Origin of the sequence: Erysipelatoclostridium sp. An15 (assembly GCF_002160675.1) — a bacterium.
Lineage (GTDB): Bacteria > Bacillota_I > Bacilli_A > Erysipelotrichales > Coprobacillaceae > Thomasclavelia > Thomasclavelia merdavium.
The window spans coordinates 47,224-65,364 of record NZ_NFLA01000011.1 but is presented as its reverse complement, the minus strand read 5'-3'; the positions used below and the strand labels follow the sequence as shown (position 1 = coordinate 65,364).

Below are 18,141 nucleotides of genomic sequence, written 5' to 3'. Positions count from 1 at the left end.
TTGCTCTACCAATTGAGCTAAGCCGGCTTTTCTTCTTTTTTAATGGTGGAGGTTAACGGGCTCGAACCGCTGACCCTCTGCTTGTAAGGCAGATGCTCTCCCAACTGAGCTAAACCTCCTCGAACGGTACTGCTATAATATACCAAAAGATTTTAAATAGGTCAATACTTTTGTTAATATTTTTTTATTTTTTTCTAAATTTCTTTTTTCTTTCCCCTTTTACCCACTATTTTCCCATTAAATTTTATCATTTATTACTAGTAACTAAAATATTTACTAAAAATAATTAAATTCTTAGTACCTTAATATAGTTTTTTTTACTAACAATATGATAAAATAGATATAAGAAGTTCGTTTTTTTATAGAAAGGTGGTATTTTATGAGAACTTATCATGCAAATGAAATCGGTAACGTTGCCGTGTTAGGTCATTCTGGTTGTGGTAAAACCAGTATCATTGAAGCTATGGCCTATCGTAGCGGTTTAATTAAACGAGCCGGAACTATTAATGAAGGAAACACCATAAGTGATTACAGTGACGAAGAAATCAACAGAAAATCATCTGTTAATTTATCCATCATTCCGGTTGAGTGGAATAACTGTAAAATTAATTTAATCGATGTTCCTGGTACATTTGATTTCGTAGGAGAATGCGAAGCTGCTTTAAGTGTTTGCGAATCAGCATTAATAATTGATCCAGCAACACCTGGAATCAGTGCTGGTACTAAACAAGCAATGTATAAAGCTCGTGACAAAGCTAAAATAATTTATATTAATGGCTTAGATAACCCTAATAGTGATTATCCAACTAAGTTACAACAATTAAAAGATACCTATGGTAAAGTCATCGCTCCTATTCAGGTTCCAATCATGGAAAATAATAAAATGATCGGTTATGTCAACGTCGCTAAAATGGAAGGACGTATCTTTGATGGTGACCATACTATCCCAGGTGATATTCCTGAAGATTTAATGGATGAAATCTTACCAATCAAAGAAATGATTGATGAAGCTGTTGCTAATACAAGCGATGAACTATTAGAAAAATACATTAATGAAGAACCATTTACTAAAGATGAAATCTCATTAGCTTTACGTCAAGGGGTTATGTCTAAAAACTTAATTCCTGTTTTATGTGGAACTGATCAAATCGGAATTCAAATAATTTTAAACTCAATGGTTGCTTTCTTTAGTGCAGCTGGTGATATGAGCAACTCTTTAATCGTAAAAAATATCGATAAAGATGAAGAAGAAATAATAGGTTTTGATGAAAGCTTACCAGCTAGTATCTTTATTTTTAAAACAGTTGCCGATCCATTTGTCGGAAGAACATCATTATTTAAAGTAGTAACTGGTACAGTCTATAGCGGTAGTTCATTATATAACGTTAAAGAAAAAGAAGTTGAAAAAATATCTAAATTATATCAGCCAATTGGAAAAGAATTAGTTCCTGTTGATTGCTTACATGCAGGTGATATTGGAGCATTAACTAAATTATCATATTCAAAAACTAATGATACATTATGTATTGCTGGTTACCAGATTATTGTTCCTGAAATTGAATTCTCTACTCCATACTATGGAAAAGCCATCGTACCGGTAGGAAAAAGCAATGAAGAAAAGATTGCTAATGCTATTAATAAATTGTTAGAAGAAGACTTAACATTAAAATTCAATAGCAACAGCGAAACTAAACAACAATGTATTTATGGTATTGGTGACATTCATCTTGATACAATGTTAAATAAATTAAAAAATAAATTCAAAGTTGAAGCAACATTAGAAGATATTAAAATTCCATATCGGGAAACAATCAAAAAATCTGTTACCCAAAGAACTCGCTTCAAAAAACAATCTGGTGGTCATGGTCAATTTGGTGAAGTTGAAATCACATTTGAACCAACTCATAATTATGACGAATCATATGTATTCGATGAAAAAGTATTTGGTGGGGCTGTCCCTAAATCATATTTCCCTGCAGTTGAAAAAGGTTTGGCAGAAAGCGTTAAAAGCGGGGTATTAGCTGGTTATCCAGTTTTAGGTATCAAAGCAACTTTAGTCGATGGTTCTTATCACACTGTTGACTCTTCAGAAATGGCATTTAAAACAGCTACAATGATGTGCTTTAAAGAAGCCATTCCTAAAGCTAGTCCGGCTTTATTGGAACCATATATGAAAATGAAAGTTATTGTTGATGAAGCTTATACTGGTGATATCATGAGTAATTTCAATACTAAACGAGCTCGTGTAATCGGTAGCGATGTATTAAGTGATGGTTTAATTAAAATCGTAGCTGAAGCACCAATGCGCGAAGTAATGAATTACGCTGTTGATTTACGTTCAATCACTCAAGGACAAGGCGTTTTTGAAATGGAATTTTTAGATTATGAATTCGCAAGTGACGCTGTTGTTCGTGAAGTTGTAAATAAATAATAAGATTAAAATAACATTTCTATACTTTAATTAAAGAAACAAAAATGCTATTATAGAAAAAAAAGGATGGGGGTATTTTATGAATGTTTTAGTTACTGGTGGTACTGGATATATCGGTAGCCATATCTGTGTTGAATTATTAGAAGCTGGTCATGAGGTCATTGTTATTGATGATTTTTCTAACTCAAAACCAGAAGTATTAGGATATATCAAAGATATTACGGGAAAAGAAGTAAAGTTTTATGAATTTAATATTTTAGATGAAGCAAAAACTGAGGCAGTTTTTAAAGAAAATAAAATTGATGCGGTTATTCACTGTGCTGCCTTTAAAGCTGTTGGTGAATCAGTTCAAAAACCAATTGAATACTATACTAATAATTTAATGACTACATTAATTGTTAGTAAAATGATGAAAAAATATCATGTTAATCAAATCGTCTTTTCATCAAGTGCAACAGTTTACGGTGATCCTGAAACCGTACCAATTACAGAAGATTGTAAATTAGGTGATACTACTAATCCTTATGGTACTAGTAAAGCCATGATGGAAAGAATTTTAACCGATGTCCAACATGCTTGTCCTGATATGTCAGTATCACTATTACGTTATTTTAATCCAATCGGTGCTCATGAATCTGGTTTATTAGGTGAAGATCCAAAAGGAATTCCTAACAACCTAATGCCATATATCATGAAAGTAGCTACTGGTGAATTAGAATGTTTAGGTGTTTTCGGTGATGATTATGATACTCATGATGGTACTGGGGTACGTGATTATATTCATGTCGTTGACTTAGCTAAAGGACATGTAAAAGCACTTGAGCATTATCAAGCTCCTGGTGTTCACATTTGTAATTTAGGTACTGGTACTGGTTATAGTGTTCTTGATTTAGTAAAAACTTTTGAACGAGTAAATAACGTTAAAGTTAAATATGAAATCAAAGATCGTCGTCCTGGAGATATCGCTACTTGCTACGCAGATCCTACTAGAGCAAAAGAAGAGCTTGACTGGGTTGCAACTAGAGGAATTGAAGATATGTGTCGTGACACATGGAATTATGCATTAAAACATAAATAAAAACTATTTTAAAGGGATATGGTTGCCATATCCCTTTTTATTAGTTGTTTTTAATAAATATTTTTGTTATTATATAATAGTATTTATTGGAGGCTAATTATGAAAAAAATAAAAAAATTTTGGAAAGAAATTAGCGTCTTTGGAATTGTATTAGTTGCTTTTATCGGACTTTATGTTATCCATGACATCTTTTTTAACGACTATACAACTATCTCTCAAAGCGAACTAGTAGAAAAAGTTAAAGATGATGATAGTTTCGTTGTCGTTATTGGTAATAATACTGACACTGCAACTCAATCATATCAACAAACTATGAGTCAATACTTGCAAAAACATCTTGGGGATACTTTATATTATGTTGATATTTCTGAAGATACTGATTATGCAAACTGGTTAGAAGAAAAACTTGACATTACTGATGCCACTGTACCACAAACAATTGTTTATAAAGATGGTAAAGTTGAATCAAGTAAATCAGGTTCATTATCATATTATCGATTATCAAAGCTGTTTGAATAAAAAAGTTACAATGGTTTTGAAATGAACTTCCTTTATTTAAATAATCGGGTTCATTTCATTTTTCATTGTAACTTTTTTATTACTGCTCAATTATTTCTTTTATCTTTTTAGTTACTTTTTCCAAATCAAAATCACAAAGCAACGGTAAAACCGTAACTAACTTTTCTGGCGATAAATCCCACCATTTAAACTCTAACAACAATTCAATCAATTCATCATTAAATCTTTTTTTGATAAAGCGGGCTGGATTTCCACCAACGACACTATAAGGTTCAACATCTTTAGTAACAACTGAATACGCTGCAATAATGGCCCCATCACCAATTTTTACACCTGGCATAATAATGCTTTCACGACCAATCCAAACATCATTACCAATGACAGTATCACCTTTAAAAGGCAATTGCGACATATGATCTGGCGTATTTTCTTGCCAACTGCCACCAAAAACATTAAATGGGTAAGTAGTAACACTGCCAAGTCAATGATTAGCAGAACCCATAATAAATTTAGTTCCTGAAGCAATTGAACAAAACTTACCAATAATTAACTTATCACCAAATTCCGGATAATTAAATAAAACATTATTTTTCTCAAATTCAGTTGGGGCAAGTGCATCATCATAATATGTATAATCACCTACTATAATATTAGGTGCTGTTATTACATTTTTAATGAAACATGATGTTTTATATTCATTAGGAAATATTTCATTAGGAGCAGGTATTTTATTCATTATCTTCGCTCTTTTTTATTAAAAAAGCAGATTAATTTATCTGCTTATCATCTTTATTTTATATAAACGCGTTCAACTCTTTTAGAAATTAAACAAACAATCTCATATGGTATTGTCTCTAAATCTTTAGCCATGCTCGCTAAAGAAATATGATCACCAAATATTTCGACCTGGTCACCAGAATGAACTGTTTCATCAACTCTAACCATCATTTGATCCATACAAATACGACCTACGATTTCATAATAATTACCATTAATATATACTTTACGTCCTTGATTTTTACGAATCAAACCATCAGCATAACCAATTGGAACTGTCGCAATATATTCATCATTTTCAGCTTGGTAAGTTAACCCATAACCTACTCGCTCACCTTTTTTAATAAGTTTAACCATTGATACTTTAGAATATAATGACATTACTTGTTTATACTCATCAGTTTCATTTCCAGCTGGATCCAATCCATACATTACAATACCAATTCTCCCTAAATTCGAACCAGTATCATGATGGTATGTCATTGCCGCACTATTACAACAATGAATATATTTAAATTCATGGTCTTTTACCAATTCATAGAATAATGCTCGCTGTTTATCAAACGCCTCTTTTTCCCCATCAGCTGTAGCATAGTGGGTAAAAATACCATCTAAAATAAACTTATCACGATCAATCGTTGCTAATAGCTCTTCTAATTCTTCTTTGCTTGTAAGTCCAATACGATGCATACCAGTATCTAATTTAATATGGACTTTAAGCGGTTTATCTTCAATTAACGAAGCTAAATGATGCATGTACTCTAATGATATCATCGTTAAAGTAATATCATATTTAATTGCTAAATCAATTTCTTCTTTTAATGTTGGTACTGCTCCTAAAATCAATATTCCTTTTTTGATTCCTAGTTCCCGCAACTCAATAGCTTCTGGCAATGTTGCCACAGCAAACATCTCTATATAATCAATATCATTTATATATTTAGCAACCTCACGATAACCATGACCATAAGCATCTGCTTTGATTACCGCCATTAAAGGTCGTTTAAATTTTTTATATGTTGTTTCAATATTATTTTTTAAATATTTTAAATTAATTTGGGCATATGTATCACGATATAAATTCATAATTTACTCCTTTGCACCCTCTAGTATAATCCAATCTCTATTATAATTCAAACATTTTCCAAAATATGTAGTAGAGGCATTTGCCCCTATTTCAAACTTGAAGTTTGCATACTGCTAATTACATTTACCATCTCATCTTTATTCAAATCCTGTGAATACACTTTGCATAATATTCCTGATTTCATCATCGTTAATTCACCTTCATTATAAAAAGCAACCCCATCAACTAAATCAATTGCTTCACCTTCAATTGTTTCAACAACGATCTCATCACTTGCCACTACTGGTGTTTCAATAACAGTAAAGTTTTTATCACCAGTAAATTTTAAAATATGGTTAGTTGTTCCATCTATCGTTGATACTTCTTCACTATCTAAAGTACTACCCATTAAAGCAATTGGATATAATGGTAGTTCACTACTAGCACTTGAATACTCACTTTTACTATTTTGTAAGACTTCTTTTTCATTAAAATTATCTTTAGATAGATTTACATCAGTTTTAAACTCCGTAAATTCTGCAGTTATAATTTCAGCATCCTCACTATCTAAAACTGTCACTTGTTTTGGTGCTAGTGATTTATCAAAAATCATTTCTTGTCCAACCACTCTAGAATCATTAGGATATTGAACTTCACATTTTACTTGATAACCATCTTTAATTTTTTCTACTTCGCCCGTTTCTAATAATTTAATCAATGATTGATAAATGTATGGTTTAGGAGAATTATTAGGCCACTCACTTTGAAACTTAAAAATTTGATTTAACGTTGGTGTTAAAACAAAAACCCCATCACTATTTTTAATAATTATTTGTGATTGATTCAACGCTTTATCATATAATTCAACCTTATAATATTCATTTTTATCTTCATTTAAATAACTTACATTAACCAGATAACTTTTTAACTCATCATTTTCTACCATTTCCATATTACAAGTAAGCGTATATTTATCATAAGCCTTTACCTTTTCAATCGTTTTATCTAATGATGTATCTTTAAATTTAAAAAAGATCAACGTGGCAATGATTACAACTACAATAGCACCTATACCAATATAAATTTTTTTCAAATTCACACCCCCACTAATAAAATATGTAAAAATTACAAGAATATGTATAAAGAACTTTAGATTGGATAGAATTTAATAAGGAGGATTTAAATAATGAATATATTACAAAAGATAGCATTAACATTAACAATTATCGGTGCCATTAACTGGGGTTTAATTGGTTTATTTAATTTCAACTTAGTTGATACATTATTTGGTGTTGATAGCTTTTTATCAATGTTAATATATATTCTAGTTGGAATTGCCGGTATTATTAACATTATGTTATTATTTACCGATTTAGATGGACATTAAAAAAGAGGAGCCTTTACTCCTCGAATATAAATGGAGTCATTTCTCCATTTTTTTTATTAATTCTAATGCGGTTTTTAACCATTTTCAACATTGGAATATCATGAGTAGAATCAGAATAAGCATACGAATTATCATAATCAATTTCTACCCCTAACTTATTAATAACCTCATTTAAACGAATTACTTTTTCTTCATCTTTACAATTTTTACCGATCATTTCACTTGTATATTTACCATTAACTATTTTTGTCTTAGTTCCTAAAATCCCATCAACTGGTAAATCACAAAACCGTAAATATCCCTCTATTGAAGCTGAACAAATATACACTAAATATCCAGCTTCTTTTTTTTGTTTTAATTCCTTAATTACATTATCATAATAGAGCGGAACTAAACATTTTTGATAAAAATCATTAATTTCATCATCATTTAATTTATCCATCGGAAATAACCAGGCACTTTTAGCCTTTTGAAAACTCACAATACCTATTAAATATAAAACAAACAAAATCCCAACTTTAAACAAACGCCAAAAAGCTAAGGGATGTTTTTTTAAATAATAGCCAAGTAAGGCCCGTCCTGAATCGCCATGAATTAAAGTATCATCAAAATCAAAAAAGGCAAATTTTTGTTTCATTAAGCAATCTCCAAAGCAATTTCCATCATGGTAGTAAATGTTTTTTCTCTTTCTTTAGCAGTTGTGATTTCATCACTTACCAAAGAATCAGAAACTGTTAATAAAGTAATCGCTTTTTTATTAAAATAAGCTGCAGTTGCAAATAGTGCATAAGACTCCATTTCTACTCCTAAACATCCCATTGAAGCCCATTTAGCGCCACTATCTTTGTCAGCATGATAAAAAATATCTGATGAAATAACATTCCCAACATGAAACGCTGCATCTTTTTTACGGGCTTCATTAACCGCTTTTTCTAATAAATCAAAACTAGAAATAGCACTATAAGTACCCGGCAATTCATATTGATGAGCAAAATTAGAATCCGTACAAGCACCTTGAACAATAATAATATCTCTTAATTTAATATCCTTTTTCAAAGAACCGCATGAACCAATTCGAATAATGCTTTCTACCCCATATTGGCTATACAATTCATGACAATAGATTCCCATTGAAGGCATTCCCATACCAGAACCCATTATTGAAACCTCTTTTCCTTTATATGTTCCTGTATAGCCTAACATATTACGAACAGTATTAAATTCCTTAACATTTTCTAAATAAGTATTTGCTAAAAACTTAGCCCGTAAAGGATCTCCAGGCATTAAAACTGTTTTAGCAATTTCACCAGGATTGGCTTGATTATGTGGTGTTGCCATGTCATATTCCTCCTTAATTTTCTGATTTGACTAATCCGTCATTGAAATAATAATATGTTTCAATTTCGCCAGGCTCACTTAATTTTTCTCCTGATACCGCAGCAATTAGATTGTCTAAGTATTTATCAACATCTTCAACCCCTAATTGAGCATAGTACCCTTCTAAAACTAAAAATGGACCAAAGCCATAATCATCTTGATTAAAATCAATAATATTATTAACAAAATTATCATAGGCTGCTTTTACTTCATTAATAGTATTACGATCATCCATATTGTACTTAACAATTTTCATATGATCACCAAACTCTTCTTCAATTAGTGGTAAACCATTTTCGGTAAAATTTTGACAATTAGGACAGCTTTCTAAATAAAAATAATGTAGCGTATAAGTATCGGTATATTCTCGTTTTTCTTGACAACCCGCTACTGTAATTGCCAAAATGAACATCATTGTTAATTTAATTAATTTTTTCATATTACACCTCTAAGTCATTATACCCCAATCGCCCATAGTTGTAAAAGACTATAATCCCCAATTTATAGCAGTAGTCGTACTATTAATTTTGACAAACTTTAACTAGATATACTATGACTAATTACCTTTGTCTTTATAATATTATTTTGATTTAATGGGATAAAAATAGATTTTTTGTGTTCAATTTAAAAATCATGTTATAATAGTTAATTATATTTTTGATTTTATAATGTAATATTATTGAATAAAAATAATTTTTATAATATAATATTAATAGAAAGGATGATACTTATGGAATTTGAATGGTCAACTAATGATATTGCCAAAAAAACAGTTACTATCTATAGTACAAACTTAACATTAAATAAAGCGGCATGTCGTCATTTTGAAGATGTGGAATATGTTTTATTAGGAATTGATCGAAAAAATAATGTTTTAGGAATTAAGCCAGTAAAAAAGAAAGAAATTAACGAGCAAATATACCCTGAAGATCAATTGCATCGAATTTCTATTGGAAAAAGCTATGGCCGTATTTCAAACAAAAATTTTATAAGTGATTTAGCTAATAGTTATGGCTTTGATTTGGAAAATAATAAGTGTGTTAAATTTTCAGCAAAGTTTGATGTTGTCCATCAAATTCTATTAGTTAATCTGTAAAGGAGGGGAAGATAAATGATACCAATCTGGTTAGGAATTACCATTGTCGCTGCGATAATCGAAATCCTTACAACTGATTTAGTTAGTATCTGGTTTGCTGCTGGTGGTATTGTTTCTTTGATTGCCTGTCTATTAGGTGCTAGTCAAACGATTCAAATCGTATTATTTGCAATTGTTAGTATTTTTACAATTATAATAGTACGACCTATAGCTAAAAAATATTTACGAACAAACATTGAAAAAACTAATGTCGATCGTGTGATTGGTAAACATGGTTTAGTAACTAAAACCATCACAGCTGATAATAAAGGTGAAGTAAAAGTTATGTCAACTTCATGGCCAGCAACAAGTCTTGATAACGCTGTTATTAGCGAAGGAGATTATTGTGAAATAGTTGCCATTGAAGGAGTTCATCTTGTAGTTAAAAAAATTGAAGAATAGAGGGATATTTTATGACTGATTTATATGTTTATGTTTTATGGGGTATTTTAGCAATCTTATTGATCATCATTATTGCTACAACAATTAGAATCGTACCACAATCAAAAGCCTATGTTGTTGAACGAATCGGAGCTTATAATCGTACTTGCAACGTTGGTTTGCATATCTTAATTCCATTTTTAGATCGAGTAGTTAATAAAGTTTCTTTAAAAGAACATGTTGTTGATTTCGCACCACAACCAGTTATTACTAAAGATAATGTTACTATGCAAATCGACACTGTAGTATATTATCAAATTACTGATCCAAAACTTTTCACTTATGGTGTTGATCGACCAATTAATGCAATTGAAAATTTAACAGCAACTACACTTCGTAATATTATTGGTGATCTTGAATTAGATGAAACACTAACTTCTAGAGATATTATCAATTCAAGAATGCGCAGTATCTTAGATGAAGCAACTGATCCATGGGGAATTAAAGTTCATCGTGTTGAAGTTAAAAACATTATTCCACCTCGTGATATTCAAGAAGCAATGGAAAAACAAATGCGTGCTGAACGCGAAAGACGTGAAGCTATTTTACAAGCTGAAGGTAAAAAGACTGCTTCTATCTTAAATGCTGAAGGTGATAAAGAAGCAATGATCTTAAGAGCAACAGCTGATAAGGAAGCTAAAATCGCGATTGCTGAAGGGGAAGCTGAAGCCTTAAGACTTGTATACGAAGCTCAAGCTAAAGGTATTAGATATATTAATGATGCAAAACCTGAACAAGCTTATGTTACATTACAAGGTTTTAAAGCATTAGAAGAATTAGCTAAAGGTAAGGCTACAAAAATTATTGTTCCTAGTGAAATTCAAGGTCTTGCTGGTTTAGTTAGTTCAATTAAAGAATTAGTTGTTGATGAAAAACCTGAAGATGATGAAAAATAGGATGCGCTAGCATCCTATTTATTTTACAGTAATTATAACTCTTTGATAATGTTTTAATTGATGAGCCCCATCATCTTGGACTTCTACTACCATGTGAATTGTATCACCGCTTTTAGCATCTTCTGGAACTACAAATGACATTTTAGCTTCGTTGCTATTTTTAATTTCAATTGTATCTATTTTTTCATTTTCACCAACTTGGCGAGTAATATCCATTTGTAAACCATCTAAATCTTGAACTTCTTCTTTAGTAGTCACTTTGCTATCTTGATAAGTATCAGCTTCATGATAACGCCACCATCTATAAGTTAAATTATTATCATCTCGGTCTTTACCTTTAGCTGTTAATGTTACTTCATCACCAGCACTAGCTTCGATATCAATTCCTTCTTCAACACTAACACTAGGAGCATGATTTACAGCTTTGTCATCATCTGTCAAACACCAATCTACACGTGCTGCAAAATCATTTTGGATATCAGTAAACCAGCGACTTAAACTATATTGTGCTTCGTATTGTTTAGAATATGGATTATAATCAAGAACTGAGTTAATACCATCTTCACCAAAACGACCACCCCAGCCACCATAGCTAGGATCTTCTAAACTTCTAAGACCAGTATCAATTAAATATAAGAATGATGGTGAATCCCCTTCAGAAATAAAATCATATTGTTGATAATTTGGATTGTTAGTTAAATAATCTTGGGTTCCACGTAATTCTTCATAATTTTCACCTTCAATGATTTTCCCATCACCCATTAAAGCGTAGTTTTCCATTAAAGGACCTTTATCTTTAACAAGATTTTCATAACACCAATCAGCTTTTAAAGTTTCATTTAATTCATCGCTATGCATTTGCCAAGCATATGCAAAATGCCAGAAATTACTACGATCATTAATAATTTCAATATCAGGCCAGTTTTTAGCAATATAATCACTATAACTATCATCTTGATCTAAAATAATATATAAAACAAGTTTATCATTAATTTTCTTTTGAATATCTTCCCATTCATCAGTGTCTTTATATTCTTCTTCGATAGATTTTAAAGCACGAGCAGTTGTATTAGTACCACCCCAAGTTTGAACATATAAAGTACGCTGGTCATCATCTAAGAATAAATCTTTCAAAAATTCAGAACCTTCAGTTACTTCATCCATTTCACCTTTATTTTTTATATTACCAATTTTAGTAACTGATCTTAAATAATCAGGTTCTGGATAATCTTCATCATGAGCTTTTAAATTATCATATACAGCTTCATAATCATCTAAAAAATCAAAGATCCAATCTGTTCCTGTCCATCTAAATGGTTCAATTCCTTTTTCGCTATCTCCAGCATAATGATACATTGAACTCGTTAAAACAATACCACTAATATCCATATCATTAGAATACAACAAAGCACGAATAACTGAGTTCATATCATCTACTTCACCATCAGTTGTAATTACAGTTCTCGCCTTTTCCTGGTTTGTTTGAGTTACCACCTTCTGGTCTTCACCACCTGAAGAACAACCTACTACCACTACCAGCATACAAAAAACTATTGCCAGTTTTTTGAATACCATAAAATACTTTTTCATTTTTTCTCCTTTCTCCTTTGGTTTAAATAAAGTTTAATCATTTAAACATTTTTCAAACATACTATAAACCTTTTGTTTAGATTTGTAAACCCTTTCATCAAAAAAAATAAAAAAATAGTGATATTTAATCAATATCACTATATAGTATCCCCTTCAATAAGACGACAAGTTGAATAAATTTTAAACTTTTCAACATCATGATCCTCAATTTCTTTTTTCAATAATGATAAAGCTACCCCTGCTCTTTTACCATGTATAATTTTTAACGCTGTTAGATGATGCCCATAACAAAAATAGTCGGGAATTTCATCAATTCCAATTAAATTAATATCATCTTTAAAACTCAAATTCATTTCTTGAATCGCCTTAATTGTCCCAATTGAAACCTGATAATTTTCACTAATTAAAACTTTAGGAAAAGATTTATCAACCAATTCTGTTTTCATCGCTTCATATACGCTTTCAACATCATTACCCGTTATAAAAATTCTACCTGTTAGATTATACTTACTAATTAAATCAGTAAATGCCATTCTTCTTTTCCTAAAATTATAATTATCATGACTATTGGCTAAATAACAAACCTCATTAAAACCTTTTTCGACAATTAATTTAATTATCTTTTCCATTCCTTGATAATTATCAATCATTACATAACTATAATTATCATCATCAAAATCATTATCATAAATAATCAATGGTTTTTTAATTTGTTTAAACAATTTAAAAATATCTTCATCAAGATCGTTTGCAAAAACAATTGCACCTACAACATGACCTTGATTACACTCCATGATCAATTTATTAATTTCATCGATATCATCATTAATATAATCAATACCAAGGGAATAACCATCTTTTTTCGCTTCTTTGTTAAATTCACTTAAAACTTCGCTCCAAAGATCAACTTCACCACCATAAATATTTTCCTTTTTGGAATAGTTAACTATTTTGATTATATTATTTTCAACAATATCAATACCTTTTTCCATTCGATCTATATATTGAAAAATCATTTTTTTCGTTTCTTCACTTACACCTGGTTTATCATTTAACGCTAATGAAACTGTCGCTTTTGATAATCCCAGGTCACGGGCAATTTGTGCTGCTTTGATTTTCATCATCTCACCTGCTTTCTATTTATAAACCAACCTATTTTCTTTTATATAATATCATAAAAGTTATTATCCCGCTATTTTCTTTTAGCTTATTTAATAATTTTATTATTACAAAAAAGTATTTTTATTAACTAATAAGTGTTTGAACATAGTTTTCAACATAAATAAAAAAATTCATCATACAATGATATGGGGTGAAAATATGTGTGGATTTTTATGTATGTATAATTATAACCAGGATCTAACTAGTGAAGTACCACAATTTACTAAAATGCTTGAATTATTAAGATATCGTGGTCCTGATGATTTTAATGTTGTTAATAATAAACATGTTTTACTAGGCCATTGTCGTTTATCAATAATTGATTTAAACGGTGGTAAGCAGCCATTTAAATACACTTTTAATAATGTTGAATATACCATTATCTATAATGGTGAAATTTATAATATGAACCAGTTAAAAGAACAACTGCTTAATGATGGTTTCCATTTTCATAGTCAAAGCGATACTGAAGTATTACTACTTAGCTATATCGCTTATGGAGCACGCTGTTTAAATTTATTGGATGGGATCTTTTCTTTTGTCATCAGTTATCAAAATAAACTTTTTATTGCTCGTGATCAACTAGGAGTTAAACCGCTATATTACTATCATCATGATGATTTATATATATTTAGCAGCGAAATAAAATGTATATTGATGTATTTAAAACAATGTGTTGTTGATAAAAACGGGGTTAGAGAGCTATTAGGTTTAGGACCAAGTGTTTCTCCAGGCAATACTATTTATAAAGATATCTACAGTTTACGTCCTGGTCATTATATGACTGTCTTTAATGGTTATAATGATATTGACCGTTATTGGGCCTTAGAACGTCATAATCATAATCGTAGTTATGAAGAAACAGTTTATGATGTTCGTTCGCTCGTAAATCATAGTATTCGTAAACAGTTATTAAGCGATGTTCCTATCTCCTGCATGCTCTCTGGTGGTCTAGATTCTTCAATCATTACCGGTGTTGCTAGCCAATACATTTCCAATCTAGCGACTTATAGCGTTGACTATCAAGATCAAGATAAGTATTTCCAGCCTTATGAATATCAAACAACCCGTGATGAACATTTTATTAATGAAATAAAAACTATGTACAAAACCAATCATCGAACTGTAACTTTATCACAAAAGAATCTAGTAATGGCTTTAAAAACTGCAATGATTGCCCGTGACGCTCCTGGTATGGCCGATGTTGATTCAAGTTTCTTATTATTTTCTAAAGAGATTTCTAATCATCATAAAGTAGTTTTATCGGGTGAATGTGCTGATGAAATTTTTGGTGGTTATCCTTGGTTTTATCGTGAAGAATTAATCAATATTGAAGGTTTTCCATGGATGCGTGATTTTGATAAACGAATGGAATTATTCAATGATGATATTCAAGCTTTAAATATTAAAAATTATGTTCTAGATAAATACCACCAGACTTTAAATGAAATTGATTATCATGATTATAATTTCAAAGATGCTAATAAAAGAAAAATGATCTATTTAAATATGGAATGGTTTATGCAAACGTTATTAACCCGTTCTGATAGTCAAACGATGCATAGTTCAATTGAACTAAGGGTTCCTTTTGCCAATAAAGATATTGTCTCTTATCTTTACAATGTTCCATGGGAATATATGTATCATAATAATACCGAAAAAGGATTACTTCGTGATGCTTTTAAAGACTTTCTACCTGAAGATATCTACAATCGTAAAAAGAATCCGTACCCTAAAACCCATTCTCCTATTTATCGAGATTTAATTGTTGAATTATTAAAAGAGTCTCTCAATGATAAAGAAAATATTTTATTACGCTTTTTCAATTATGATAAACTGATTAATTTAATCAATACTGGAGGTCAATCGTTTAAATATCCATGGTTTGGTCAATTAATGACCGGACCACAGTTATTAGCGTATTTCTATCAGATTTATTTATGGGGTCGGATTTATCAAATTAAAATAGAACTAGAATAATCTTTACGATTATTTTAGTTCTATTTTTACTAACCCATCTTCTAGAGTAATTTCTTTAATATAATCATTTGCAATTTTAATGCAATCAGGTTCTATTTGTAAATAAGGATTATCTTTGATTAATTCGGTTAATACTTTCTTTAAATCTAAATTAATAAAACCATACTTTACTATTCCATCAAAATTAATAATTATCTGATCTTTTACAACAACTCTTGCAATTGCTTTTATTTTGGTTTCAATATTATAATAATTTAAATTAGCTTTTACATGTAAATAATCATCAATTTTAATATTGATATCATGAAGCGTGATATCTTTATAATCAAAAAAATACGGATACAAATTTAAGCAAATCTTTTCTAATTCTTCTTGTTTTATAATCATTTTATCACCTGATACATTATATGTCGAAATGATTAAAAAATTGCCTGGAAATGACAAGAAAAAAGTTCTTACTAATAAATAAGTAAGAACTAAATATTTTCATGAATAATTTTTAAGACCTGTTTTAATGAATCAACATCAATTTGACCTGGAGCTGAACCATTATCAGCTTTACCAAAAGTAATAGCTGAACCAAATTGTTCACCTAATAGTCTTGTTGCTAGACCCATATTCGACATTGATATTGTTACAATAGGACGATCATAAATTTCTTTTGCTCTTAATGATGTTTCCATTAAAGCTAAAACTTCTTTATAATCTTCTGGCATAACCGCAATTTTAAAAATATCAGCTTCTGATGAATCCATCAATTTAAATTTTTCCATCATTGTATCAATACTTGGGGTACGTTTAAAATCATGCATCGACATCAAAACTTTTTTACCAGCTTGATGAATTAAAGACGTTAATGTAATTATTGCATTAGTACCACTAGATAATTCAACATCATAAATATCAAAAGCATTACTACTAACAGCCAATTTATATAATTCAATATATTCTTGAATACTTAACTGACCATTACCGCCTTCTTTTTCACTACGATATGTCAAAATTATTCCTTTTGTAAGTGATAATGAAGCAATTTCATTAAATAAACTTATTAACTCCTGATCATTTAGTAAATCAGCAAAATAATCGATTCGTAATTCTATTAAATCTATATCCAACTTTTCCAATCGCATCAACTCAGCGATAATATCTTGATGATTACGATTAATTACCGGTACACATACTTTAGGCATCCCCTCACCAATTGTAATGTTTTTAACCTTACAAATTTTCATATACCTATCCTCCTTAATTATATATAACCAGCTTATATATATATGATGAAATATCAACTTTTTCATCTTATATACTATAACACTATTATCACTAAGATGATACTTTTTTTGTTTAAAAATTCAAATTATTTTTGTTGAAAAAAATGATATAACGCCCCTATTAAATTAGCATTATTATAAAATTTACATGTATTAACCTGTGGCATAACTAGCTGATTAGTTTGTTTGTTAATATCATCAATTGCTTCATTGATCATTTTAATTAACAGTGGTTGTTTAGAGATTCCCCCACCAATTAAAATGATTTCTGGATCATAAATATATTGCAAATTATATAACTGCACGGCAATATCTAAGCAGAAATCCTTTAAAACTGATAATACTCGTTCATCTTGATTATTAGCTAATTCAAAGACATGATAGCCATCAATACTATCAACATTTAAAACCTTAGCAACCCGCTTACATAGTGCAGTCGTTGAAGCAATATCTGACCAGGTCAAAGCTTTATGGTTTTGTTTATCATAATTAACGATAATCGTACTAATTTCACCAGCAAATAGATTGCGACCATGATGAATCTGTTTATTTTTAATAATCGTTCCGCCAATACCAGTACCTAAAACAACAACTACCATATCTTGATAGTCTTTACCATTACCAAGCCAAGTTTCTGCTAATCCAGCACATTTAGCGTCATTTTCTATGGTAACTTTAATATTATCACAAGCTTTAGATATTTCTTCAGTCAAACAGACTCCTTGTAAATAAGGATGAGCAACGATTATTTCAATAATACCCTTAGCTGCATTAATTACCCCTGGTGAAGAAAAAGCAATTCCAGCGACCTCATTTTTATGTTCTAGATATATTTTTTTAATACTAGCTACAAACATCTCTAAACTAGTAATTTCCTGAGCCGAAAACTCCCATTGTTGACTTATTTGTCCTTGATCATTCATCAAACAATATTTTATTACTGTTCCCCCAATGTCAAATACTAAATACATAAAATTTTCCTCCTTGTCATTATCATAACATATAAAAAGGATTAAAGTTTAGCTTTAA

Annotated in this window: 18 protein-coding genes, 1 tRNA gene and 1 pseudogene; 8 read left to right on the top strand and 12 right to left on the bottom strand. The window is 30.1% G+C overall.

Annotated elements, in window-relative coordinates:
• Nucleotides 1-43 precede the first annotated feature (43 nt).
• Nucleotides 44-119 (bottom strand) — tRNA-Val (locus B5E92_RS05645).
• Nucleotides 120-379: 260 nt separating this feature from the next.
• Here B5E92_RS05645 and B5E92_RS05640 point away from each other — a divergent pair.
• The 3 genes from B5E92_RS05640 (at nt 380) to B5E92_RS05630 (ending at nt 4,028) form a co-directional block, all read left to right on the top strand.
• Nucleotides 380-2,431 (top strand): translation factor GTPase family protein, encoded by a 2,052-nt coding sequence (locus B5E92_RS05640; RefSeq protein WP_087300050.1) that lies wholly within the window; start codon nt 380-382, stop codon nt 2,429-2,431.
• 79 nt (nt 2,432-2,510) lie between these two features.
• On the top strand, nt 2,511-3,509 hold the full coding sequence (galE, locus tag B5E92_RS05635) for a UDP-glucose 4-epimerase GalE (RefSeq protein ID WP_087300048.1): 999 nt from the start codon (nt 2,511-2,513) through the stop codon (nt 3,507-3,509).
• A gap of 99 nt (nt 3,510-3,608) precedes the next feature.
• Nucleotides 3,609-4,028, top strand: a complete 420-nt coding sequence (locus B5E92_RS05630) for a DUF6568 family protein (RefSeq protein WP_087300046.1) — start codon at nt 3,609-3,611, stop codon at nt 4,026-4,028.
• A 79-nt stretch (nt 4,029-4,107) separates the two neighbouring features.
• Here B5E92_RS05630 and B5E92_RS15970 read toward each other — a convergent pair.
• The 3 genes and pseudogenes from B5E92_RS15970 to B5E92_RS05615 form a co-directional block, all read right to left on the bottom strand.
• Nucleotides 4,108-4,764 (bottom strand): annotated as a pseudogene (locus tag B5E92_RS15970) (CatB-related O-acetyltransferase).
• 53 nt (nt 4,765-4,817) lie between these two features.
• Nucleotides 4,818-5,891 carry an alanine racemase gene (gene alr, locus B5E92_RS05620; protein ID WP_087300044.1) on the bottom strand — a complete coding sequence of 358 codons (1,074 nt, stop codon included), beginning with the start codon at nt 5,889-5,891 and terminating at the stop codon, nt 4,818-4,820.
• 86 nt (nt 5,892-5,977) lie between these two features.
• A complete protein-coding gene (locus B5E92_RS05615; protein WP_239406407.1) occupies nt 5,978-6,970 on the bottom strand; it encodes a hypothetical protein in 993 nt (330 codons plus the stop codon).
• A gap of 87 nt (nt 6,971-7,057) precedes the next feature.
• Here B5E92_RS05615 and B5E92_RS05610 point away from each other — a divergent pair, with 87 nt between their 5' ends.
• Nucleotides 7,058-7,258 (top strand): DUF378 domain-containing protein, encoded by a 201-nt coding sequence (locus tag B5E92_RS05610; protein ID WP_087300040.1) that lies wholly within the window; start codon nt 7,058-7,060, stop codon nt 7,256-7,258.
• A 13-nt stretch (nt 7,259-7,271) separates the two neighbouring features.
• Here B5E92_RS05610 and B5E92_RS05605 read toward each other — a convergent pair whose 3' ends face one another.
• Genes B5E92_RS05605 through B5E92_RS05595 form a run of 3 tightly spaced genes read right to left on the bottom strand, consistent with a single transcriptional unit; the run spans nt 7,272 to nt 9,074 of the window.
• Nucleotides 7,272-7,895: an HAD family hydrolase gene (locus tag B5E92_RS05605; protein WP_087300038.1), complete on the bottom strand. Its 624-nt coding sequence runs from the start codon at nt 7,893-7,895 to the stop codon at nt 7,272-7,274.
• Nucleotides 7,895-8,596 (bottom strand): purine-nucleoside phosphorylase, encoded by a 702-nt coding sequence (gene deoD / locus B5E92_RS05600; RefSeq protein WP_087300036.1) that lies wholly within the window; start codon nt 8,594-8,596, stop codon nt 7,895-7,897. Before deoD ends, B5E92_RS05605 begins: the two co-directional genes overlap by 1 nt.
• A gap of 13 nt (nt 8,597-8,609) precedes the next feature.
• Nucleotides 8,610-9,074, bottom strand: coding sequence for a hypothetical protein (locus tag B5E92_RS05595; protein ID WP_087300034.1), 465 nt, complete (start codon nt 9,072-9,074; stop codon nt 8,610-8,612).
• Nucleotides 9,075-9,365: 291 nt separating this feature from the next.
• Here B5E92_RS05595 and B5E92_RS05590 point away from each other — a divergent pair, with 291 nt between their 5' ends.
• Genes B5E92_RS05590 through B5E92_RS05580 form a run of 3 tightly spaced genes read left to right on the top strand, consistent with a single transcriptional unit; the run spans nt 9,366 to nt 11,107 of the window.
• On the top strand, nt 9,366-9,731 hold the full coding sequence (locus B5E92_RS05590; protein WP_087300032.1) for a hypothetical protein: 366 nt from the start codon (nt 9,366-9,368) through the stop codon (nt 9,729-9,731).
• A 15-nt stretch (nt 9,732-9,746) separates the two neighbouring features.
• A complete protein-coding gene (locus B5E92_RS05585) occupies nt 9,747-10,172 on the top strand; it encodes an NfeD family protein (protein WP_087300030.1) in 426 nt (141 codons plus the stop codon).
• Between the two features lie 11 nt (nt 10,173-10,183).
• Nucleotides 10,184-11,107: an SPFH domain-containing protein gene (locus tag B5E92_RS05580; RefSeq protein WP_087300028.1), complete on the top strand. Its 924-nt coding sequence runs from the start codon at nt 10,184-10,186 to the stop codon at nt 11,105-11,107.
• An 18-nt stretch (nt 11,108-11,125) separates the two neighbouring features.
• On the opposite strand, the gene B5E92_RS05575 is transcribed toward B5E92_RS05580, so the two are convergent.
• Nucleotides 11,126-12,697, bottom strand: a complete 1,572-nt coding sequence (locus B5E92_RS05575; protein ID WP_204245239.1) for a DUF1593 domain-containing protein — start codon at nt 12,695-12,697, stop codon at nt 11,126-11,128.
• Between the two features lie 137 nt (nt 12,698-12,834).
• Entirely contained in the window at nt 12,835-13,818 is a 984-nt protein-coding gene (locus B5E92_RS05570) for a LacI family DNA-binding transcriptional regulator (RefSeq protein WP_158095193.1), read from the bottom strand.
• A 199-nt stretch (nt 13,819-14,017) separates the two neighbouring features.
• Between B5E92_RS05570 and asnB the strand changes: the two genes are divergently transcribed.
• Nucleotides 14,018-15,838 (top strand): asparagine synthase (glutamine-hydrolyzing), encoded by a 1,821-nt coding sequence (gene asnB / locus B5E92_RS05565; RefSeq protein ID WP_239406406.1) that lies wholly within the window; start codon nt 14,018-14,020, stop codon nt 15,836-15,838.
• Between the two features lie 9 nt (nt 15,839-15,847).
• Here the strand turns inward: asnB and B5E92_RS05560 are convergent, their stop codons facing one another.
• From B5E92_RS05560 to B5E92_RS05550, 3 genes are all read right to left on the bottom strand, one after another.
• Nucleotides 15,848-16,225 carry a hypothetical protein gene (locus B5E92_RS05560; RefSeq protein WP_087300024.1) on the bottom strand — a complete coding sequence of 126 codons (378 nt, stop codon included), beginning with the start codon at nt 16,223-16,225 and terminating at the stop codon, nt 15,848-15,850.
• An 89-nt stretch (nt 16,226-16,314) separates the two neighbouring features.
• Nucleotides 16,315-17,073 (bottom strand): type I 3-dehydroquinate dehydratase, encoded by a 759-nt coding sequence (gene aroD / locus B5E92_RS05555; protein ID WP_087300023.1) that lies wholly within the window; start codon nt 17,071-17,073, stop codon nt 16,315-16,317.
• A 125-nt stretch (nt 17,074-17,198) separates the two neighbouring features.
• On the bottom strand, nt 17,199-18,083 hold the full coding sequence (locus B5E92_RS05550; protein WP_087300021.1) for an ROK family protein: 885 nt from the start codon (nt 18,081-18,083) through the stop codon (nt 17,199-17,201).
• Nucleotides 18,084-18,141 lie beyond the last annotated feature (58 nt).